20 protein-coding genes are annotated in these 22,037 nt (G+C 35.0%); 14 read left to right on the top strand and 6 right to left on the bottom strand.

Annotated features, from left to right (window positions below; all coding sequences use genetic code 11):
• Positions 1-8 precede the first annotated feature (8 nt).
• The 5 genes from J3U37_RS07825 to J3U37_RS07805 all read right to left on the bottom strand — a co-directional run bounded on the left by J3U37_RS07825 (position 9) and on the right by J3U37_RS07805 (position 5,866).
• Entirely contained in the window at positions 9-896 is an 888-nt protein-coding gene (locus J3U37_RS07825; protein WP_220219592.1) for a carbohydrate kinase family protein, read from the bottom strand.
• Positions 889-2,295: a hypothetical protein gene (locus J3U37_RS07820; protein WP_267374186.1), complete on the bottom strand. Its 1,407-nt coding sequence runs from the start codon at positions 2,293-2,295 to the stop codon at positions 889-891. The genes J3U37_RS07825 and J3U37_RS07820 overlap by 8 nt, the downstream gene beginning before the upstream one ends.
• A gap of 65 nt (positions 2,296-2,360) precedes the next feature.
• Complete coding sequence (locus tag J3U37_RS07815) at positions 2,361-3,377, bottom strand: ABC transporter permease (protein ID WP_267374183.1); 1,017 nt, start codon at positions 3,375-3,377, stop codon at positions 2,361-2,363.
• Between the two features lie 2 nt (positions 3,378-3,379).
• Positions 3,380-4,870 carry a sugar ABC transporter ATP-binding protein gene (locus tag J3U37_RS07810; protein ID WP_267374180.1) on the bottom strand — a complete coding sequence of 497 codons (1,491 nt, stop codon included), beginning with the start codon at positions 4,868-4,870 and terminating at the stop codon, positions 3,380-3,382.
• Between the two features lie 51 nt (positions 4,871-4,921).
• Positions 4,922-5,866 (bottom strand): sugar ABC transporter substrate-binding protein, encoded by a 945-nt coding sequence (locus J3U37_RS07805; RefSeq protein ID WP_267374177.1) that lies wholly within the window; start codon positions 5,864-5,866, stop codon positions 4,922-4,924.
• A gap of 251 nt (positions 5,867-6,117) precedes the next feature.
• On the opposite strand from J3U37_RS07805, the gene J3U37_RS07800 reads away from it, so the two are divergent.
• On the top strand, positions 6,118-7,206 hold the full coding sequence (locus tag J3U37_RS07800) for a GntR family transcriptional regulator (protein ID WP_267374175.1): 1,089 nt from the start codon (positions 6,118-6,120) through the stop codon (positions 7,204-7,206).
• 142 nt (positions 7,207-7,348) lie between these two features.
• Here the strand turns inward: J3U37_RS07800 and recO are convergent, their stop codons facing one another.
• Positions 7,349-8,041 (bottom strand): DNA repair protein RecO, encoded by a 693-nt coding sequence (recO, locus tag J3U37_RS07795; RefSeq protein ID WP_220217346.1) that lies wholly within the window; start codon positions 8,039-8,041, stop codon positions 7,349-7,351.
• Positions 8,042-8,194: 153 nt separating this feature from the next.
• On the opposite strand from recO, the gene J3U37_RS07790 reads away from it, so the two are divergent.
• The 13 genes from J3U37_RS07790 (at position 8,195) to pgsA (ending at position 21,739) form a co-directional block, all read left to right on the top strand.
• Positions 8,195-9,823, top strand: coding sequence for a Na+/H+ antiporter (locus J3U37_RS07790; RefSeq protein WP_220217347.1), 1,629 nt, complete (start codon positions 8,195-8,197; stop codon positions 9,821-9,823).
• Positions 9,824-10,330, top strand: a complete 507-nt coding sequence (gene ubiT, locus J3U37_RS07785; RefSeq protein ID WP_220217348.1) for a ubiquinone anaerobic biosynthesis accessory factor UbiT — start codon at positions 9,824-9,826, stop codon at positions 10,328-10,330.
• Positions 10,331-10,870: 540 nt separating this feature from the next.
• Positions 10,871-11,521 carry a S24 family peptidase gene (locus J3U37_RS07780; RefSeq protein WP_220217349.1) on the top strand — a complete coding sequence of 217 codons (651 nt, stop codon included), beginning with the start codon at positions 10,871-10,873 and terminating at the stop codon, positions 11,519-11,521.
• A 917-nt stretch (positions 11,522-12,438) separates the two neighbouring features.
• Entirely contained in the window at positions 12,439-13,872 is a 1,434-nt protein-coding gene (gene sbcB / locus J3U37_RS07775) for an exodeoxyribonuclease I (protein ID WP_267374172.1), read from the top strand.
• Between the two features lie 102 nt (positions 13,873-13,974).
• Positions 13,975-14,427, top strand: a complete 453-nt coding sequence (locus J3U37_RS07770; protein WP_220217351.1) for a CidA/LrgA family protein — start codon at positions 13,975-13,977, stop codon at positions 14,425-14,427.
• Positions 14,424-15,113, top strand: coding sequence for a CidB/LrgB family autolysis modulator (locus J3U37_RS07765; RefSeq protein WP_220217352.1), 690 nt, complete (start codon positions 14,424-14,426; stop codon positions 15,111-15,113). The genes J3U37_RS07770 and J3U37_RS07765 overlap by 4 nt, the downstream gene beginning before the upstream one ends.
• Before the next feature lies 1 nt (position 15,114).
• Complete coding sequence (locus J3U37_RS07760) at positions 15,115-15,762, top strand: ElyC/SanA/YdcF family protein (RefSeq protein ID WP_267329678.1); 648 nt, start codon at positions 15,115-15,117, stop codon at positions 15,760-15,762.
• 440 nt (positions 15,763-16,202) lie between these two features.
• Positions 16,203-16,931, top strand: coding sequence for an arginine ABC transporter ATP-binding protein ArtP (gene artP / locus J3U37_RS07755; RefSeq protein WP_220217354.1), 729 nt, complete (start codon positions 16,203-16,205; stop codon positions 16,929-16,931).
• Positions 16,932-16,954: 23 nt separating this feature from the next.
• On the top strand, positions 16,955-17,689 hold the full coding sequence (locus tag J3U37_RS07750) for a transporter substrate-binding domain-containing protein (RefSeq protein ID WP_220217355.1): 735 nt from the start codon (positions 16,955-16,957) through the stop codon (positions 17,687-17,689).
• A gap of 131 nt (positions 17,690-17,820) precedes the next feature.
• Positions 17,821-18,549, top strand: a complete 729-nt coding sequence (gene artQ / locus J3U37_RS07745; RefSeq protein ID WP_366518659.1) for an arginine ABC transporter permease ArtQ — start codon at positions 17,821-17,823, stop codon at positions 18,547-18,549.
• A gap of 12 nt (positions 18,550-18,561) precedes the next feature.
• The gene (gene artM, locus J3U37_RS07740) at positions 18,562-19,239 is read left to right on the top strand and encodes an arginine ABC transporter permease ArtM (RefSeq protein ID WP_220217357.1); all 678 of its coding nucleotides are present in this window, start codon (positions 18,562-18,564) and stop codon (positions 19,237-19,239) included.
• Between the two features lies 1 nt (position 19,240).
• Positions 19,241-21,076: an excinuclease ABC subunit UvrC gene (uvrC, locus tag J3U37_RS07735; protein ID WP_267374169.1), complete on the top strand. Its 1,836-nt coding sequence runs from the start codon at positions 19,241-19,243 to the stop codon at positions 21,074-21,076.
• A gap of 108 nt (positions 21,077-21,184) precedes the next feature.
• Entirely contained in the window at positions 21,185-21,739 is a 555-nt protein-coding gene (gene pgsA, locus J3U37_RS07730; RefSeq protein WP_267374167.1) for a CDP-diacylglycerol--glycerol-3-phosphate 3-phosphatidyltransferase, read from the top strand.
• Positions 21,740-22,037 lie beyond the last annotated feature (298 nt).

The following is a 22,037-nucleotide window of genomic DNA, read 5'->3' as shown; positions in this document are numbered from 1 at the left end:
ATAATAAATTATAATTCAGATAAATAGGCTTCAGGCAAAATTGGCATTGGACCACTTTGCGTACAAACGTAAGCAGCTATATGATTTGCTTTACTATTAATTTCCTGCAACGCTTTACCTTTCAAATATAAAATACTACTTATTGCCATAAATGAATCACCGGCACCAACAGTATCAATCGCTGTGATTTTTTCAGCCGGTTGATAATTTTGCTCACTTTGGGTGATGAGATGACTGCCCTCACTGCCACAAGTATAAATTAATAACGTTAATTGATAATGCTGGTTAAGGTAATTAAACAGCTCTTTTGGATCAGATTTTATTTTCAACAATTGGCAAATAATAGGTAATTCTTCATCATTTAACTTTAAGATATTGGCATGCTCAATACACAAAAGTAATGTTGAAGGATTATAATGATTTTGTCGTAGATTGATATCAACAATAATTTTGGTTTGTGGCGAAAGATGCGCAATAATTTCTTTTAGTAATTCATGATTGTGTGGATTGCGTTGAATTAAGCTACCGAAATAGATTGCATCTAAATCATTTTGTTTGATAAGCGCTAATAATTGCTCGGTTAAGGCGATATCGTCCCACGCAACAGGATTAACTATGTCATAAGTCGGTTTCCCTGCTGAATCTAATTCAACTAATACCGTTCCTGTTGGATAACTGTTTGATATTTGGAGTTGATGTGGAATTTTTAGCTTCTCAAGCTCATTACTTAATTCTTTACCGTTTTCATCATTTCCAATAGCAGAAACTAATATAGCATTTGCCCCAGCTGATTTAGCATGGTAACAAAAATTGGCAGCCGCTCCGCCAATTTTTTTGCCATTTGGTAAACAATCCCATAAAAACTCACCTATTGCGACAACTTTTACATCATTCATCTTCAATTAGTCCTTGTTTGACATCAATGTTTTTTTCCATACTGTCGGCTTGCTTTTGCCAATCATCAAATTGATCATATGCAGTATATATAGTCGATCCAGTTGGTAATTCTGGGTATTCATTTTCACCATTGGTCCCCCAATTCACCCAACCGGAATCTTTACGCTGAACAATTTGATAACGTCCAACAATATTGCTTGTATACCAAACCATACAATACCCTGTTTCTGGATTAATTTCAGCCGTTTTATTTGCAGCAAGAGGAAAAATCGTTTGATCTGGTACATGATTAACATCAATTTCTTTGGCAAATAATATTTCTTTATTACGTTCACTGTTATGAACAACATGATGTGCTTTACGCAAAATAGTCTCAACATGCGCTTTTATTTCTTCATCACTTAAAATACCCTCTTTCACACAAAATAGCCGCCAGAAGTAATCCCACGATACGGCATTAATGTTATCACCAATTGACTGTCGATAACTTCTCGCATTTGGAGAAAGTTTATCAAGAGGTTGGGATAAAATTCGGTTAACTTCATCGGCTAAAATATTGGCATAACGATCTCCTTGTCGATAATAAGTGCCGCCGTAACTAGCAAAACGAGAAAATACCAAATTATTTTGACCACTTTCATACTCATCGCCCACAGTGATCTTATTTATGACCGGCATGCCATCAACATAGGTTTCAAAGTCATCAACATAATAAGTACGTCTAAACCAGGGCGATTGATAGAAAAATTCCCAGACAATTGAGAATGATTTATTGCGTAAAGCGGGATCTAATCCATTAGGTATTTGACCATTAAATCGATAACGACAATAAATCGCACCTTCAACTTCTGTCTCACACTCAACGACCGTATGTTCTGGCGGATTGATTAAGCCATTTGCAGGTGTAAAAAATGGTCCATAAAATCCACCAATAGCATTAGAGCAATCTTTAATCAAATTGAGTCCTTGAGCTTTCGCTGCAAAATAGCGAATCCCCCATTTTCCATATGATGTACCATCAGCCGTGCCACGACATAATTCTAAAATATAATGCCCGGTATCCAACCTTTTAATTCCGTCTGCTAATGTAGGCGCTAATTGTTTTATTCCTGTAAAAGTATTTGATTGCGTGTTTGCATCTAAATACAACGTATAGTTTTCAACCAATTGATTTAAATTAGTTACGATAAAAGCAATGGAACAAGCCGTAATAAATTTATTCGTTTGATCATAAACCATATCGAATAATTGATGTGGTACAACCTCTCCTTGCTCATTGATAAGTTTCATTTGAGCAGGATCAACTGGCTGTTGCTTAAAAAAAAGGCGGGTAATGACAGGTTCATTATGTCGACAGATACCGTCCGGATTGTTTAACATCAACGTACATTTTTTCATTTTATTGTCCTATTAATTAAATTGGGTATTATTCACATAAGCAAAGAAATCAATTTTTTTATGGCTTATTGAGATCTTTTTCGTTTTAACATATCGACATATACCGCTAAGAAGATAATTACGCCTTTGGCAACCAATTGCCAAAATGAATTGACACCTAATAGATTCAAGCCATTATTAATAATACCGATAACAATGACACCTAAAATGGTGCCACTAATCCGACCTATTCCGCCTGACATAGATATGCCGCCAAGTACACAAGCGGCTATTGCATCCATTTCATATCCTTGTGCCACTGAAGGTTGCCCGGAATACATTCGGGCAGCAAGAACGATTCCGGCGAAAGCTGCTAAAAAACCGGCAATGGTATAAACAATGATTTCAACCCGTTTAATAGCAATACCAGATAATCTTGCTGCTTCACGATTACCACCCAACGCGTAAATATAGGTGCCTAAACGAGTACGATTTACCAGAACTAACATAATGACAATAAATACCAACATATAAATTACCGGGTATGGAATCATTCCCAAATAACCCGTACCAATGCGAGTAAAACTCTCATCAAAAATGCGAATGGATTGACCGCCACTATAAATGTAACCAACACCACGTGCGATCATCATCATCGCTAAAGTAACAATAAAGGGCGGAATACCGGTATAAGCAATAGCAACGCCGTTAGCTGCACCACAAAGCGTACCGATAAGCAAGCCTAATAAAATTGCCGGAATGATGCCCATTTCGCCTAATGAGATAAATCCAACCGTCAGCGTGCCAGCCATTGCAACAATAGACCCCACCGATAAATCGATTCCACCTAATATGATGATCAACGTCATTCCTAATGCTAAGCACATATTGGTAGATACTTGTCGTAACACAGATAACATATTTTCTTGAGTCAGAAATACAGGGCTTGCAAAAGTTAAAATGACACTAATCAATAAAAGCGCAATTAATATCCCTATGTTTTGCGTAATGAAATTTTTAAAACTTCTGATAATAAAATTATTGGTTATTGCCGATCGATGATAGAGCGTATCATCTGATTGTTTGATAGATTGGCTAGCCATTTTTAAGCTCTCCCTGTTGCTAATTTCATAATCTTTTCCTGTGTAAGTTCATCATGAGATAGTTCACCTTGGATTTGGCCATTAGCGGCCACATAAACTCTGTCACACATATTGATAATCTCGGGTAGTTCTGATGAAATCATAATAATGGCTATACCGTTTGAACAAAGTTCATCGATGATTTGATAGATTTCGGCTTTAGCGCCAATATCTATCCCGCGAGTCGGTTCGTCTAAAATGATGACTTTAGGGTGAGTGGCTAACCATTTGGCTATGACCACTTTTTGTTGATTACCACCACTTAATTGGCCAACTATTTTGTCAGCACTTGGCGTTTTTATATTGAGTTTTTTAATATAGTATTGAATCATCTCCTTCTGCTTGTGTTGATTAACAAAGCAACCATGCATAAATTGTTTCAATACCGTGAGTGTGAGATTAAATGCTATACTATGAGATAATATCAGCCCCTGTTTTTTCCTATCTTCAGGTATTAATGCGATACCAATATCAATCGCATCTTGAGGAGAATTTATCTTAACCAGCTTATTATCAAAATAAATTTCTCCACTATCATATTTGTCTGCACCAAAAATGGCCTGCATGATTTCACTTCTTCCTGCACCCATAAGGCCAGAAAAGCCTAAAATTTCTCCTTTCTTCAATTTAAAATTGACATCACTAAAAACCCCTTTCTTAGTGAAATTCTTTACCTCTAATAGGCATTGACCATTTGATTGGTAATGTCGTTGATAGTAATTATTTAAATGACGACCGACCATCATTTTGACCAATTCATCAATATTGGTTTCATTGGTATTGACTGTATCGACATAACTTCCGTCACGTATAACAGTAATTCGGTCAGTGATAGCAAATAACTCATCCATACGGTGTGAAATATAGATGATACTAACGTTATGTTCGGTTAACTTTTTAATCATTACAAAAAGCTGTGCGACTTCTTTATCGGTTAAAGAAGAAGTAGGCTCATCCATAATTAGTATGCGCACATTAAATGAAATGGCTTTAATGATTTCGATAAGTTGTTGTTGTGCAATGGTTAATTCATGAACAGGACGCAATACATCAATGGTTAACCCCATGCTTTGCATCATGATTTGTGCTTTGGCGATCATTTGACGATGATCTTTAAAACCTAATTTAGTCCTAGGCTCACGCCCTAAAAAGATGTTTTCATATACACTAATATAAGGAACTAATACAATTTCTTGATGAATGACATTAATTCCTCTTAATTGCGCATCTTTAATACCATTAATTATTTCGGTTTTACCGTAAATCATAATTTCACCGGCATCGGGTTTATAGATGCCGCCGATAATTTTGATTAATGTTGATTTGCCGGCACCATTTTCGCCTAATAATCCATGCACTTCACATTGTTTTAAATTAAAATGCATGTCTTTTAATGCATGAACACCAGCAAACTTCTTTTCGATATGAGATAGTCGTAATACAACTTGTTCCATAGTAATATCACCTTATTGATAGCAATCGCTGGAAAAGGCTTAAGCAGATTGCTATTGCCAAACTTTTACGCCATTTTTTTCAATCATCTCTTTAGTGATAGGAAAAGTTGGTACTAAGATCTCTTTAGCTACAGGCTCTCCTGCTAAGACTTGCTTGCCGATTTTATATGTCTCTTTAGCCAACTGAATTGGTGCTTGTGCAACCGTTAATGTTAAATCACCATCGCTGAACGCTTTTTTACCGTCGGGTGAGCCATCAACTGTGTAAACTTTGACATTTTTTAGTTTATTAGATGCTTTTAAAGCAACAACGACACCTAATGCAGAAGGATCATTTACGGCAAAGAAAGCCTGTAAATCGGGGTGAGCTTGAATAATATCTTCAGCAATTGGCATAGTTACTTCTAAAGCACATTTTCCATTTTGTTGAGATACAACCTCAAATTTACTTTTATTATCACCCAAGCCGGCATAAAAACCATCCGCTCTTAACACACTGGCACGGTTAAACGGGCAATCAATTACTGCAATTTTTGCACCATTTGGAAAATCTTTGGCCATTTGTTCACCATTAATTTTACCTGCCAGGAAATTATCTGACGCTACAGTACTGACAACTAAGTCATCATCACTAATCGGGTTATCAATAACGACAACAGGAATTTGTTTTTGTTTAGCTGCCAGTAAACCTTGTCTGATTCCTTCTGAATCGACAGCAATTAAATAAATGATGTCTACTTTTTGATTGATAACATCTTCCATCATAGATATCTGTTTGGCTTGGTCATACTGAGGGTCAATCAGAATATATTGATCATTATTTTGTTTAGCTATTTCAGAAAAAGTATCGGAGATAGCAGTAAAAAATGAGTTGTTCAAAGTTGAAGTGATAAAAGCAAACTTGATCGGCTTATTACCATCAGCATTTACAAGTTGAAAACAACCTGTAAAAAATACAATTAAAATTGTTAAGCATGTTGTTATGAATTTTTTCATAAAGCCACCTCGGATAATCAAATGATTTATAAACAAAATTTACTCATAAAGTTAAAGCATTAAAATAATGCTGAAATATTTTGAGCAAATCCAGCCTAATTATCCGAGATGATCTTGACAATATTAATCTTTACTTTTTTATTATTTATGATATCAAAGTCACTTTTTTTAAAAACTTGTAAAATGTAATTTATCAAGTTTAGCGGTTATGTCATACTATATATATTATTCAAAATTGATTAGGGATTACTATGGCAAATAAAAGTGAGCAGATATATCAAGAAATATTGTTGCAAATCAAAAGTGGCGTTTTAGATTGTCATAGTGCTCTGCCCTCTTCATCCGATTTGAGCCTGTTTTATAAAACATCTCGACCAACAATAAGCAAAGTATTTTCAAAGTTAAAAAATGAAGGCTACATTGAAGGCAAACAAGGCGGAAAGTTTTATGTTAGACAACCGGAAAATGAACAAGTAACAAAATATATTTTTGGCATCTTAGCACCAAGGCTAGAACAAGATGAAAGCCGCATGATTCTTGATAGTTTATATTCTCAAATCGCTAGTTTAGCAAATGATTATCAGTTTTCTCTTTTATGGGCGGGTATGCTAACTAAAAGCCAAGATATTCAATCTATTTTGAATGATGTAGAGAAGGTTATCATTAATTACACCAAAAATAATATCCATGGTATCTTTTTTACACCTTTAGAATTTCATCCTTATGCAAGCGTTATTAATCAAAAAATTATCGATCTCCTTAATCAATATGAGATACCTTGTATATTGCTTGAGCGTGATTATTGTCGGTTTCCTCATCGAGGCATGGCCGACTTAGTCAGTATTGACAATATTGCTGCCGGATATATTGTTACTCAGCATTTTCTTGAACAGAATCATAAGCAAATTGCTTTCGTTTCCAAAAGTGATTCAGCCAATACTATTGCATTAAGAATTATCGGCTATAAACAAGCGCTGGTTGATGCAGGAATTACCAAAGATTGGATTATTCAAATTCCACAAATAGATGAAAAAGTAATAAATCAATTAGCAAAATTAAATATTAAGCATGTTGTTTGTGGTAACGACTTCACCGCAATGCAATTGATTTCATTAAATCAGAGAATCAATCCAAAACATAAATTATTTACCATCAGCTTTGATGATGCAGATTACGCTTGTCATCTTGCTACCCCACTTTCAACATACAGGCAACCATTGGCAAGTATTGCTTTAACGGCGGTTGAAACGTTAATTCAGCGAGTCAATAACCCGGCACTACCGATTCGTACGATCTATGTCAATGGAGAATTAGTGATTCGGGCATCAAGTGGAACTTGATAGCGCCCGTAATGATATCGGCTTTTAATAAAAATACCGATAAGCAGCAAATATGTGATAATCATGTTAAACAAAAAAGTGACAGCGTCACCATATTAAACAGCTCTTACAGTCAGTTTTAAAAAACATTCGATTAAAACTGCTAAATTTTTAAAAATAATTCTCTACTTTTGAACGGCTTTGAACCGACATAAGGTTTCATCGCCATACGGGTAAATCGTTTGGCCGCTTTGAGGGTATCTTCATCATCAAACTGCCTATGACCTAATGCTAATACTTGTTTACCTGTAAAACTGGTACTATTTTGCATTAAACTACTGATAAATCCTTTTTCTGATTGATATTGATAGGACATTGATTCAACAATTTCATCGCCGGTTACACTGCAATGGAAAAAATCAACGTGATAACCCAGATTCTCTAATAATGCTAATTCAAAAACTCTTAATACCTTTTCGGCAGGCGTTTGTTGAGCCAATTGTTGGATACTTTTAAGATAATCATCAAACAGGGTTGTCATTTCGGTTTCAGCGACTAACACCCGGTGTAATAATTCATTTAGATAAAAAGCACTATATAGCCAAATCGAGACCAAAGGTAGCGTGAGCGAAATCGCCTCAACCTGACGTAAGTTTTTGATTTCACCGTGCCCAGAATACTGCACAATTAATGGCGTAAAAGGTTGTAATATGCCTTTAAGAGACGATTTTTTTCGCCTTGCACCTTTTGCCAATATGGTAATTTTCCCGACATTTTCTACAAACAAGTCAACCAATAAGCTGCTTTCGCTATAAGTTCTTGTATGTAGCACAAATGCTCTTTGCCAATTTTCCATTCAAAAAACCTTTTAATTACCTAGTTTATTTAATTAAAAATAGTATGTGACCAAAATTTGAGTAATTTTATGAAATTTTCAACTGAACTTCTGCTGAAAATCCGATATAATCAATAACTAATTATGGGATAACTAAAAGAAAAATTAAAAACTATGGAACTATTTTCAACAATCTTACTTCTTGTATTAATTGTATCACTTTCCGGTGTCGTTATAAAAATGCTACCAATACAAATTCCACTACCGCTAATGCAAATCCTATTAGGTTGTATGTTAGCTGCTTTTGGTGTTTATTTGAAATTTGATCCGGAACTATTCCTTGTCTTATTTATTCCACCATTACTTTTTGCTGATGGTCGAAAAACTTCAGTTAAAGACTTTGTATACAATTTTAGAGAGATTGTTGGACTAGCACTTGTTTTAGTTGTTATATCGATTATCGCTTTAGGCTATTTTTTATATTGGATGTTACCAAACGTACAATTAGCGGCAGCTTTAGCTTTAGCAGCAGTATTATCCCCAACCGATGCGGTTGCATTAAGTGGTATTGTAGGTAAAGGCCGCATTGATAAAGAAAAAATGGAAATCATTGAAGGTGAAGCGTTAATGAATGATGCTTCAGGCTTGGTATCGTTAAAATTTGCTATTGCCATTGCCGCTGGAGTTTTACAATTTAATTTAATTCAAATTAGTATTACATTCTTTATTGTTGCTATTGGTGGTTTGGCTGTCGGAGTATTATTTACCTGGTTATATGCACGTATTTTACGTAAAATTAATCAGCTCACTCACAATGACCCGGCAATTCAAATTGTTCTACTATTCTTACTCCCTTTTGCCGCTTATATCATCGCTGAAGAGTGCCATTGTTCAGGCATTTTAGCCGCAGTGAGTGCCGGTATGACAGTTAACCACTCCAATATGATGCGAAATGCTCCATTAACTGCTCGGTTACAATCCGATAGCACTTGGTCTATGTTAACCTTTGTCTTTAATGGCTTTGTGTTTATTTTATTAGGCATTCAGTTACCGAGTATTTTAGATAATACTTTTGCTGAAAACCAAACTGATGCCTCAATTGAATTATGGCAATTATGCTTAATTGTATTGTTTGTATTTATTGTGTTAATGTCCACCAGATTTGCCTGGTTATGGGCAATGAAACACATGCCGACGATGCCATTTGGTACAAAACGCCCTCTTGCATTTAGATCATACACAACAAGAGATCTTTTAGTTTCAACCTTTGCTGGTGTGCGCGGTGCCATTACATTGGCTGGTGTTTTATCCATTCCGATGACTATTGGTGGTCGTTACCAGTTAGTCTTTATTGCAACGGGTATTATCTTAGTTTCATTGATAGTTGCGGTCATTGTATTACCTATTTTATTACGTGGTAGCGTGATTTTAGATAATTCAGAACAAGATAATGAAATTTTAACCGTCAAAGGGCAAATGGCAGAAGAAGCGATTGTTAGTCTGGAAAAGATGCAAAGCAATTTACTGCAAGAAACTTCTGAAGCGGGTCTGGATCAAGAAATTATCCATGAAGTCGGTTCACGTGTTATAGGTTCATTAAGACGAAGAACTGGCCTTAAAGATTTAGAACAAAAGGCGTTAGAAGCAGAAAACCTAGAAAGACGTATGCGTTTAGTTGCTATCGGTGCTGAGCGTACAGCTTTATTACAAATGAAAGTTCGTAATGAAGTAAGTGAAGAAACATTTGAACATTTAAATACTGACTTAGATATTTATGAAAAAATGATTTCCGGAGATGCCTAAATGATTGGAAACAAGCATCAATTTCTAAGCAAAATCCATTCACAATTTGTTGATAAAGCCCCTCAAATGCTGGGGCTTACACTCAAATGTGTGCCTTTTGAAGTTAAAAAACGCACTATTGAGCAATTATTACAGTTGCAATTTAAACAATCGCTTGAAGATGGTGACCTTGATTTTTTAGAAGATCGTTGGTTGAAAATTCAAGTGACCGATTTAGATCTTATTTGGTTTGTTAGCCTTATTGAAAACAAATTGGTAGTCAGTCGGGAAGAAATTGCAGATGTCTCTTTTATCGGTAATGCTAATGATTTAATCATGATAGCCACCCGACGCCAAGACCCGGATACCCTTTTCTTTCAACGCCGATTAATTGTTGAAGGAGACACTGAATTAGGGTTATATGTTAAAAACCTAATGGATTCTATTGAACTCGAAGCAATGCCTAAATTTTTAAGGCTCACGCTTGAAAAACTAGCAGATATTATCCAAACCTCGCCAATCCATTAATATATTGCCCTCAGTTATTGGGGGCTATGTGACACTAAACTCCCCTTTTCTATTTAACGATTTAAATAGTTTTTTAACGCCCTATACTCATAAACTAAAGGTTATTTTTCTTAAGTGTTTTATCAAAGATTAATGATTTTTGATCTTGATTATCTGTCTGCTTTTGTTAAATCAATTAATTTTGAAAACTTACCATTTGGCTGAAATAAAACATATAAAAAAATAATAAGCATTTGTTCATTTACTGATCAGATAAGCCACCACAATAAATTTTATCAATAATAAAGAGAGGAGATACCAATAATCTGAGACGATATAATATGGTCAAAATCAGATAATTTTAACTATTGCCATTAATACATAAAAGTGACCCTATTTCGAATCATGTGAACATCATTATTTTCAACTCTCTGAAAACGAATAAACGCTGGTTTATGTGACATTTTCAGTACTTTCATTTTAGTTTTCTTAAAAATCATATTATTAGAAATCTTAAGTCAACATGATTTAAGATATCTCAAATATTAAATGAGGTGTCATATGGCAACAGAAACAATAGGTCAACGAATACGTAAACGAAGAAAAGCTTTAAATTTAACTCAAAAAAACTTAGCAAAAACATTAAATGACGCAACTCATGGTTCTATATCTCAATGGGAATCAGATACAACATCACCAAGTGCCAAAAATTTATATGATTTATCTAAAGCATTAGAATGCGATTTTGTGTGGTTACTTAATGGTGGTGAAGAATCAAGCGTGATCCCTGCTTCATTCAAATCCCATAAAGTCCCGCTTATCGATTACTCCCAAGTTAGAATATGGATAGATTCAAAAGAACAGAAAAATGTCACTGTTTTAACTCATATTATGACATCATTGAAATTATCCAATAAAGCATTTGCCATTGAAATAGTTGGCGATTCAATGGAGCCAGAATTTAAAGAAGGTGATGTTGTTATCATTGATCCCGATATACAACCTACCCCCGGCGAATTTATCGTAGCAATTATTCCGGAGTGGCAAGCCACTTTTCGAAAATATCGTGAATTAGGTCAGGATAGCGACGAAAAAATGCTGTTTGAAATTATGCCACTTAATCGCGATTACACGGCAATGAGCAATAAAAAACAACAAATTAGTATTGTTGGCACAATGGTTGAGCATAGAATATTTAGAAGAAAAAGATAAAAATTTTTTTATTACACCAAAACAGATAATCGGTATAGTTTAATGATAAAGACATCAAATCAAAAACATACCCCATAGCAACAAATCACTTCAAATAACCTACACTAAAAAGTATAGATCATAACTCCAACAAAACTGGGAGTTATGTGCTTATCATTTTAGATAATTATTTAAAAAATCGTATTTGATTCCGTTCAATTTCAAACAGCGTTTTATACTTTTAAAATTTTTTTTATAAAAATCCCTTATTTATTTTTCAAATTTGATAAAAATGTTAATTAAATTTAGAAATCTTAAATTTATTATTGACATTTAATTTTAGATGTCTTAAATAGACAACTCGTTTTGAATTTTAGATAGGTTTACTTAAAGTGAAAAATGAAAGAAAAACAAAATCAGTTAATTAGTTATTCTTTATTATTCGCTTTTCGTTAGTCATTTCTGAAATCAAAACGAGTTTCATTCCGATAAAAGCTATCCTTCCAAAATAGCTTGAAAAATCTGACAGCTGGAAAGACAGCGATATACTACATCCTTTTTGCCCTCGTTAATGAGGGCTTTTTTTGATAGCAAAGGGATTTAATCTGGCTATTTATCGGCACTCAAACTCTTCTAATGACAAATTTGAAAGGCAATTGTGACATTTTATGCTATGCTTAGCGTCAATGGATAACTAGAATTCTATACTGAGAAAACGGCGAATCACGCTTATTCATTATTAAGTCAAATAGCTATCATGTTATACCATAGACTTTCAGTTTTTATCGGGTATTAAAAAGCTAGTTCGGAACTCAATTTGTACACATTTGCAAGTGAACAGATAAAAACAGTTAAACAGCCAAAAAACAAAAATGTGCTAAACAGATTATATCTAATAAAATTTAAATAAAAATAACAATCACGGGCAAAGTTACACAATGAAAAACAATTCAGAACAGCCAACATTTTATTTTCATGATTATGAAACTTTTGGTATCAACCCTGCTTTAGACCGCCCCGCTCAATTTGCCGGCGTTAGAACCGATTGTGATTTTAATATAATTGAAGAGCCTTTGGTCATTTACTGTCAATTAGCACCAGACTATTTACCCAATCCAGAAGCTGCACTAATTACTGGTATTACACCACAAATTGCCAATAAAAAAGGTGTGTGCGAAGCTGAATTTACCCAATTAATTTATCAAGCATTTAGCAAAGCTAATACCTGTATTTTGGGTTATAACAATATTCGCTTTGATGATGAAGTTACTCGTAATATTTTATACCGTAATTTTTATGATCCCTATGCGTATAGTTGGCAAAATGGCAATTCCAGATGGGATCTTCTTGATGTTGTTCGAGCTTGTTATGCCTTAAGACCGGATGGAATTAACTGGCCAACTAACGATTTAGGTTTACCCAGCTTTAGGTTAGAACATTTAACAAAAGCCAATAATATTGCTCACGAACATGCGCATGATGCGATGTCTGATGTTTATGCCACCATTGCCATGGCGAAACTGATAAAAGAGAAACAACCAAAACTTTTTCAATATTTTCTCTCAATGCGACATAAAAACAAAGTTGCCGAACTTATTGATGTAATCAATATGACACCAATAGTCCATGTTTCAGGGATGTTAGGTAGCTATCGAGGCAATCTGTCTTTAGTCTGCCCTATCGCCTGGCATCCAAGTAACAGTAATGCCGTTATTGTTTGTGATCTCACCGGGGATGTGGATTCAATCATCAATTTACCCGTTGAGCAAATTAAAGAAAAGCTTTATACCAAAACAGAAGATTTAGAACTTAATGAATCTCGCATTCCGCTAAAATTAATACATAGCAACAAATGCCCTATTGTGGCACCGTTAAAAACATTGTTACCACAAAATGCTCAGCGATTTAATATCGATATTGACCAGTGCTTAGCAAAGCAACAAAAACTATTACAACATCAAATTGTACTGCAAGACAAAATGCGCGCATTATTTGATACTCAGCAGGACTACCCGATAAGTGATGATGTCGATGCCCAAATTTATAACGGTTTTTTAAATAGTCAGGATAAACTGCGTTGCCAGACCATTCGAACAACACCTATTGAATTATTGACAAGTTTATCATTGGATTTTGATGATCCTCGTCTGAGTAAGCTATTTTTAAGGTATAAAGCGAGAAATTATCCTCAAACTTTAACAGAACAAGAACAAATGATTTGGCGAGATCATTGTCGTGACAAGCTCACATCAGCAAAAGTCCAGGACTATCTATTAACACTCGAACAGCTTGCAGAAGCTAGCTATCAACAACCGGATAAAATCGCAATAATTAAACAACTTTATCATTATTGCCATTATTTAGTTGGATAATTCAATTTTACGGGCGTATCATACGCCTAAAAATATTTGTGTCATTCACAGCGACCGGAATGATGATCATCATTAAAGTTTAAAAATAATAGCATTGACGTTATGAAACATTTTTTAGCCAAACATGCCACGGTAAAACATCGGCTTTATTCTTTATACTATACACTTTTCAGTTACGGACGAGGTCTAATCATATTAACCCTTTGTTTGTGGGCAGGGAATATTCTCTCTGAGCTGTTACCGATCATGATACCCGGCAGTATTATCGGTTTATTAATTTTATTTTTCTTATTGGCTTTTCAATTGATCCCAACATGCTGGATTAAAAACAGTTGTAATCTGTTTATGCGTTATATGACGGTGCTTTTTATTCCCGCAGCTATGGGCATCATGGATAATTACGCTTTGTTGTTAAAAAACTGGGTACCGATTATTTTTGCTAGTGTTGGTGGTTCATTTATAGTATTGCTCTTAACTGCTTATTTAACTGAGTTTTTACATAAACCAGAAAAATCATCACTTCATCAAACACCAAACGAGGAAAAACAATCATGATATGGATGTTACCTCTTACACTATTTATTTTTCTTATTATCCGTAAAATCGCTTTTAAAATTAAAACACCGTTATTTAATCCTTTGGTTATTTCGGTCATTGTTTTAATTCCAATTTTACTTGTAACCCAAACCACCTATACACAATATCTGAGCAATGTAAAAATTATCAACGATTTGCTGCCTTACTCTGTAGTTGCTTTAGCCTATCCATTGTATGAGTTAATACCTCAAATCAAAGCTCGCTGGAAATCGATAATGATAATCACCTTCACGGCTTCCATTGCTTCAATGATTACAGGTGTTTGTATTGCATTTTGGTTAGGTGGAGACAATGAAGTGGCGGCATCAGTTTTACCTAAATCAGTGACAACTGCCATTGCCGTGACGATTGCAAGTGATCAAGGTGGCGTACCGTCTATTGCTGCATTGTGCGTAATACTTGTCGGTACACTTGGTGGTATATTCGGACATCAAATACTCAATTTTGCGAAAATAAAATCAGCGTCAGCAAGAGGATTATCAATAGGTGCAGTATCGCATGCTGTTGGTACAGCCCGTTGCATTGAGGTAAATTACAATGAAGGTGCCTATAGCTCTTTGTCATTAGTTCTCTGCGGTATCATGACATCATTGACAGCACCTTTTTTATTTCCAATAATGGTATTTATTTTTAATTGGTTTTAGTATGACGTTGAAAAAATTTATTGGCTGTTTGGTCGGATTTTGCATATTAATCATGGTGATAATTATCGGCCTAGATCGCTGGATTAGCTATAAAACAGCGCCATACATCTATCATGATGCAGACAAACTACCTCATCGAGCAATCGGCGTTGTTCTCGGCACGTCAAAATATGTTCAAGGTGGCGGTATTAACGGTTTTTATCGAAGCCGAATAGAGGGAGCGATCAATCTCTATTGGCAAAAAAAAGTCGATTATTTAATTCTTAGCGGTGATAACGCCCTGCTAAGTTATAATGAACCAATTACGATGAAAAAAGATTTAATAAAAGCCGGGATCCCTCAAGAATCGATTGTTTTAGATTATGCCGGTTTTCGAACTTTAGACTCAGTGGTAAGAGCCAATAAAGTATTTAATGCTGATGATTTCACTATTATCACTCAAGAATTTCATTGTGAACGAGCAATCTTTATTGCCCTTGCTCAAGGGATTCAAGCACAGTGTTTTGCTGTTCCGTCGCCTAGCAGCATGAAATTAGTTCGAATCCGTGAAATATTTGCGCGAGTTAAAGCATTTATCGATCTGTACATACTGGATAATCAACCGAAATACCTTGGACCTGCCATGCCTATCATTACTGATGATCAATAATTAGAACGTTAAAATCTTGTCAAGAAGTTTCAGAAAATATATACGTTTAAGTATAAAAATGGTTAAATCATCGCAATTAAAAAGGTTTAATCTTGAAAATTGACTTCCAGCTCTTATGTTTAAGGAATCTTAGGATAACGGTTGACTGCTTTATAAGTTCTACCACTGAATTTAATGCATATTTCACAATTAGCAACCGAGGTTAACACATCAATTGAAAGCTCCATGATACCTAAACAATCAAAATAACTGGCAATGCCTTTACTATTATTAATAATCGTCACTTGCTAGTAGCAAAAAATCCTGTCAAGAACTTTCAGAAAATACATACGTTTTAGTATAAAAACCAATTTAAATTTTATTGAGTCTCAAATTTTAGATTGCATTTTTATGCAAAAAAAAGTAATATTTAGTCAATTGAAATTTATGTTAAACGAATAATGAATATTGAATTAAGCCATATTAACTGTTTTTATGGTGATCATCAGGCATTGAATGATGTCTCACTGTGTTATCCATTAGGTGAAACGATCGTATTACTTGGTCAAAGTGGAGCAGGTAAAAGCTCGTTATTAAAAGTTTTTAATTTACTTGAAATACCAACCTCAGGCGAAATGACCATTGCCGATTCACATTTTGATTTTTCCAAAAAAATTAGCGAATCAGCGATTCGATCATTGCGTAAAAATGTTGGCATGGTTTTTCAAAATTATAATTTATGGCCACATTTAACCGTGCTTGAAAACTTAATTGAAGCACCTTGTCAGGTATTAAAGCTTTCAAAAAAAGAAGCAAGTGATAAAGCGATGGCAATTTTAAATCGGTTACAGATAGCAGAAATGGCAGATCGCTACCCTCTCCACCTTTCCGGAGGACAACAACAACGAGTTGCGATTGCTAGAGCATTAATGATGGAGCCACAAATTTTATTATTTGATGAGCCTACTGCGGCTTTAGATCCCGCAATTACATCACAAATTGCGGAAATTATTAACGAGCTGTCACAAACAGGTATTACTCAAATTATTGTCACGCATGAAGTTGATTTTGCTCGCAAAGTGGCATCACAAGTAATTTACATGGAGCATGGTAAAATTGTTGAGCAAGGACAACTTGAATGTTTTGCTCATCCAAAAACCGAAGCATTTAAAGCTTATTTATCACATTAATAATAATCAATTTGGGTGGATATATGAAAAAAACATTACTAGCCATTTTTCTTGCCGGTGCTGCATTGACAGCTCAAGCAGCAGAAAACTTAACAATCGGTACAGAAGCAACTTATGCGCCGTTTGAATTTACCAATGATAAAAATGAAATTGTTGGATTTGATATTGATGTAATTAACAAAGTTTGTGAAGAGATGAAAGTATCTTGCAAAATTGTTAATCAATCTTTTGACGGTTTAATTCCAAGCTTAAAAACCCGTCGTATTGATGCGGCAATTGCCGGCATAGACATCACTCCTGAGCGTCAAAAACAGGTCGATTTCACGAAAATCTATTATGATGACAGTTCGATCCAGTTCATCACATTAAAAGATACATTAACTAGCCTTGATCAATTAAAAGGTAAACGTGTTGGTATTCAAAAAGGGACAACTTATTCAAAATACTTAGCTGAAAAGTTCCCGGATGTTAAAGCAGTAAGCTACGATAGCTATCAATTTGCTTTCTTAGATTTAAAAGCCAAACGTATTGATGCTATTGTTTCAAGCTCTTTTGTTGCTGGTGACTGGTTAGGTAAAGATGCGGATATTGTTGCATTAGGCGATAAAATCACCGACCATGAATTTTTTGGTGAAGGCTTAGGTATTGCCTTACGAAAAGGTAATGATCAATTACTTGAGCAATTTAATAACGCCATTGATAAACTGAAAGCCAATGGCGAATTAGATGCGATTTATAAAAAATGGTTTAATAAATAATTATTAACCACTTAGCTACTGTCTTATTGTGATCTCGCCGCATATTCTGCGGCGAGTTTATTTTTTAATTTAACTACGGTTTTTTTATGTCAGATTTTTTTGCACACGGTATAGACTCAATACTCTCTTCAATGGATGGGTATATATTGCCGCTTACCCAAGCGACAGCAATCACATTATCATTGGCTTTTGTGTCGCTGATTATTGGAATGTTTTTTGCCTTTATATTTACCATTTTAGAATCGGTACCGGTTAAACCGGTTGCATGGCTGATGTCTCTTTTTAATTTGACAATTAGAGCGTTACCGGAATTATTGATCGTTGTCGCTATCTACACCGGTTTGCCTCTATTGTTAATCGCATTAGATGACGGTTTCACTGTTTCACTCGGTTTTACCTCTTTTACTGTAAAAATGCACATTGAAAACACTCAACCGTCTCCATTTTTGTGTGGTGTTATTGCGTTGTCGCTACTCTATGCAGTTTACGCTTCTCAAACACTTCGTGGCGCTTTTAAAGCCATATCAAACGGACAGAAGCAAGCAGCTCAAGTTTTAGGGCTTAGCAAAACAAGGACATTTTTTCGCATTATTATGCCGCAAATGTGGCGCCATGCCATACCGGGTTTAAGTAATCAATGGCTAATTTTATTGAAAGATACCGCTTTAGTATCGGCAATTGCAATCGATGATCTTATGATGCAAACCAAAACCATTATAGCCCGGACTAATCAACCGTTTTTATGGTATTTCATTGCAATGATTATCTATCTGATTATTTCGATTTTGAGTCAGAAAGTGATAACACGAATTGAAAAACGAGCAACTTATTTCGAACAACCAACATCAACAAATAGTTAGTAAGGTCATATTATGTCTGATAATTTTATCTATTATCTTAGCGTTATTCTTAAAGGACTTCCTGATACATTGAGTTTGGGAATTTTGGGAATATTATCGGCAGGACTTTTAGCTATCTGTTTTTCTTGCTTATTATCATTAAATTCGTCAATTTTAACTAAGGTTATTCGAACTTACATTATCATCTTTACCGGTTCGCCTTTATTAGTGCAACTGTTTTTAATTTACTACGGGCCTTCTCAATTTGGTGATATTTTAAGTAAAATGCCAAATTTTTACGCATTCATCTCATCCCCTTGGTTCTGTGCTTATTTGGCATTAACCTTGAATAGTGCGGCTTATACCACCCAAATATTTTACGGTGCACTAAAATCAGTGCCTAAGGGACAATGGCAAGCATGTGAAGCGTTAGGCATGAATAAGCTACAAAGCTTAAAAATAGTTATGCCATATGCTTTAAAACGTTCACTTTCCACCTATTCCAATGAAGTGGTCTTTGTGGTCAAAGGCACTGCGTTAGCTTCCATGATTCCAGTAATGGATATTATGGGATACAGCAATGAGCTCAATGGAGATTATTACGATTTCTCTATTTTTATTGTCGCTGGATTAATCTACCTCTTGATAAATGGTATTTTAAGCACCATTATGAGGATTATAGAGAAAAAAGCCCTCACATTCGAAAACTAATATGAGCCAATTTGATTCTGCATCTTTTCTAAAAACAGTCCCGCATAAACCGGGTATTTATCAGATGTTTAATGATAAAGATACGATTATTTATGTGGGAAAAGCTAAAGATCTTAATAACCGATTAAAAAGCTATTTTAACAGCAGTAAAAAAACATTAAAAACAGATATGCTAGTAAGCCATATCAATCGGGTTGAATTTACTATTACCAATACCGAAACTGAAGCCTTACTGCTTGAACAGACTTATATTAAAAAACATCAGCCTCGTTATAATGTTTTGTTAAAAGATGACAAAAGCTATCCTTTTATCAAATTAAGCAAGGAACGTCATCCACAACTATCGCTCTATCGAGGTGCAGTTAATCGGAAAAAAGATGAATTTTTTGGCCCTTATCCTAGTGGATATGCGGTTAAACAAATATTAGCCTTATTACAAAAAACCTTTCCAATAAGGCAATGCCTTAACACGACCTATCGAAATCGAACTCGCCCTTGCCTGCAATATCAAATCAAACGCTGTCTTGGGCCTTGTGTAGCGGGATTGGTCAGTGATGAGGATTATAATGAACAAGTTAACTATGTCAGACTGTTCCTGTCCGGGCAATCAGAGCAAATCTTGCAGAAAATTACTGAAGATATGCAAAAGGCAAGCAGTGATCTAAATTTTGAGAAAGCAGCTGTGTTACGTGATCAGCTACAAGCTATTAAGCACATAAATGAAAAACAAGCAATTTATAATAATAATGATAACCTCGATGTGATTGGATTCCATTATGAGTTGGGTTTAGCTTGTATTTACGTGTTATTTATTCGTAACGGGCAAACTTTTGGTCACCGTTCTTATTTCCCTAAAGTGCCTTCAAACACTGAGCTTGAAGAAGTTATTGAAACATTTTTAGGGCAATTCTATCTTCAGGGTAACCAAAATAGAAATATCCCGAAAAAGATCTTACTTAATTTTTCATTGTCTGATAAACAGCCAATGGAAGAGACCCTGTCACTTATCGCTGAACACCAAGTTAAGCTGGTTGATGAGCCAAAAGGTGACAATCTTAAGCTATTAAATATAGCCACCGTTAACGCTCGAACAGAAGTGAAAAATAAACTATTAGAAAACTCGACCATTAAGCAAAAATATGATGCCTTAAAAGCGTTTTTAGGGATTGAAAAAATTAAGCGTATGGAATGCTTTGATATCAGCCATTTTATGGGGAAAAATACGATTGCATCTTGTGTTGTGTTTGATGATAAAGGCCCGGTTAAATCAGAATTTCGCCGTTATAACATCACCGGCATTACGCCAGGCGATGATTATGCCGCCATGGAACAAGTTCTTACTCGTCGATATAGCAAAAAAGATTTACCGGAAGAGAAAATTCCGGACATCATTTTTATTGACGGCGGAAAAGGACAACTCAATCAAGCATTACAAGTTTTTGAAAACTTGAATGTTAATTGGGATAAAAATCATCCTATTTTAATTGGTGTTGCCAAAGGTGCGGAACGCAAAGAGGGATTAGAGACACTTTTCTTTGAAGCACATGGAACAGGTCATTACCTTGATGATCACTCCCCTGCTCTTTTGCTTATCCAGCAAATTCGCAATGCTTCACACGATCATGCTATCGTTGGGCAACGCAAAAAAGGCGTGAAGCAGCTAACTGATAGTGCTTTAGAGCATATTGAAGGCATTGGCGGTAAAAGACGACAAGCTCTTCTTAAACATTTTGGCGGATTAAGAGAGTTGAAAAATGCAAGTATTGATGAAATTGCTCAAGTACAAGGTATTTCAAAATCTTTAGCTGAAAAAATTTATCTAAATTTACAACAATAGCACATTGAAAAATTAACATATTTCAGGCAACATAATCATAAAGAATCACTGTTTTTTAATTATTGCTATTCTATTGATTAATAAAACAAAAAAAAGAGCTTATGTCACATGAAAATCAACTTCCCTACTTTCTTAACACTGTTTCGCGTTATATTAATACCTTTTTTTGTGCTAGCTTTTTATCTTTTTCCTCATGATTGGTCTGGTTTTTTTTCAGCATTAATATTTTTAATCGCTGCCGTTACTGATGTGTTAGATGGATATCTTGCTCGTCGTTTAGGACAAACGACAAAATTTGGTGCTTTTCTTGATCCTGTTGCCGATAAAATTATGGTCACTATCGCTTTGGTACTCATTACCCAATATTATCAAGCTTGGTGGATCTCAATTCCGGCAATCATTATCGTTTCCAGAGAAATTATTATATCCGCTTTACGTGAGTGGATGGCTGAAATTGGTAAACGCAATAACGTTGCCGTCTCATCGATAGGTAAAATCAAGACCATCGCCCAAATGACCGCACTAACCTGGCTACTTTGGCGTCCATGCGATCTTGTCATCTATGCGGGGCTGGCAGCGCTTTTCTTAGCTACAGTTCTAACTTTATTGTCCATGTTCCAATATTTATGGATAGCACAAAGTGATTTGTTAGATGAAGAATAATTTATCGGAAAGTCGATAATCGTTAGTTTTAGTGTAATTTTGTTATCTTATGTAAGTTCACAAAATTACACTTCTCAATCCCCAAAAACTCAATATTAAACCAACAATAAGCTAAACATTGAGCAATTAAACAATTAATCCAAAATTTATGTTGACTGAAATCTCAAGATAGGTAAAATGCACTGCATTCAAAGCGAATTACCTTACGTAATAAGTTTTGAGCCCGGGTGGTGAAATCGGTAGACACAAGGGATTTAAAATCCCTCGGCCTTTTTGGCCGTGCGAGTTCAAGTCTCGC

The organism is Gilliamella sp. B3172, assembly GCF_026536465.1.
In the GTDB taxonomy this organism is placed as follows: Bacteria; Pseudomonadota; Gammaproteobacteria; order Enterobacterales; family Orbaceae; genus Gilliamella.
The sequence above is the reverse complement of the archived record's forward strand: the minus strand, read 5'-3'. Positions and strand labels throughout refer to the sequence as shown.

Coding starts and splice junctions, on each gene's coding strand:
- J3U37_RS07825 (WP_220219592.1), bottom strand. CDS start 896: ATGAATGATGTAAAAGTTGTCGCAATAGGTGAGTTTTTATGGGATTGT.
- J3U37_RS07820 (WP_267374186.1), bottom strand. CDS start 2,295: ATGAAAAAATGTACGTTGATGTTAAACAATCCGGACGGTATCTGTCGA.
- J3U37_RS07815 (WP_267374183.1), bottom strand. CDS start 3,377: ATGGCTAGCCAATCTATCAAACAATCAGATGATACGCTCTATCATCGA.
- J3U37_RS07810 (WP_267374180.1), bottom strand. CDS start 4,870: ATGGAACAAGTTGTATTACGACTATCTCATATCGAAAAGAAGTTTGCT.
- J3U37_RS07805 (WP_267374177.1), bottom strand. CDS start 5,866: ATGAAAAAATTCATAACAACATGCTTAACAATTTTAATTGTATTTTTT.
- J3U37_RS07800 (WP_267374175.1), top strand. CDS start 6,118: ATGGCAAATAAAAGTGAGCAGATATATCAAGAAATATTGTTGCAAATC.
- recO (WP_220217346.1), bottom strand. CDS start 8,041: ATGGAAAATTGGCAAAGAGCATTTGTGCTACATACAAGAACTTATAGC.
- J3U37_RS07790 (WP_220217347.1), top strand. CDS start 8,195: ATGGAACTATTTTCAACAATCTTACTTCTTGTATTAATTGTATCACTT.
- ubiT (WP_220217348.1), top strand. CDS start 9,824: ATGATTGGAAACAAGCATCAATTTCTAAGCAAAATCCATTCACAATTT.
- J3U37_RS07780 (WP_220217349.1), top strand. CDS start 10,871: ATGGCAACAGAAACAATAGGTCAACGAATACGTAAACGAAGAAAAGCT.
- sbcB (WP_267374172.1), top strand. CDS start 12,439: ATGAAAAACAATTCAGAACAGCCAACATTTTATTTTCATGATTATGAA.
- J3U37_RS07770 (WP_220217351.1), top strand. CDS start 13,975: ATGAAACATTTTTTAGCCAAACATGCCACGGTAAAACATCGGCTTTAT.
- J3U37_RS07765 (WP_220217352.1), top strand. CDS start 14,424: ATGATATGGATGTTACCTCTTACACTATTTATTTTTCTTATTATCCGT.
- J3U37_RS07760 (WP_267329678.1), top strand. CDS start 15,115: ATGACGTTGAAAAAATTTATTGGCTGTTTGGTCGGATTTTGCATATTA.
- artP (WP_220217354.1), top strand. CDS start 16,203: ATGAATATTGAATTAAGCCATATTAACTGTTTTTATGGTGATCATCAG.
- J3U37_RS07750 (WP_220217355.1), top strand. CDS start 16,955: ATGAAAAAAACATTACTAGCCATTTTTCTTGCCGGTGCTGCATTGACA.
- artQ (WP_366518659.1), top strand. CDS start 17,821: ATGGATGGGTATATATTGCCGCTTACCCAAGCGACAGCAATCACATTA.
- artM (WP_220217357.1), top strand. CDS start 18,562: ATGTCTGATAATTTTATCTATTATCTTAGCGTTATTCTTAAAGGACTT.
- uvrC (WP_267374169.1), top strand. CDS start 19,241: ATGAGCCAATTTGATTCTGCATCTTTTCTAAAAACAGTCCCGCATAAA.
- pgsA (WP_267374167.1), top strand. CDS start 21,185: ATGAAAATCAACTTCCCTACTTTCTTAACACTGTTTCGCGTTATATTA.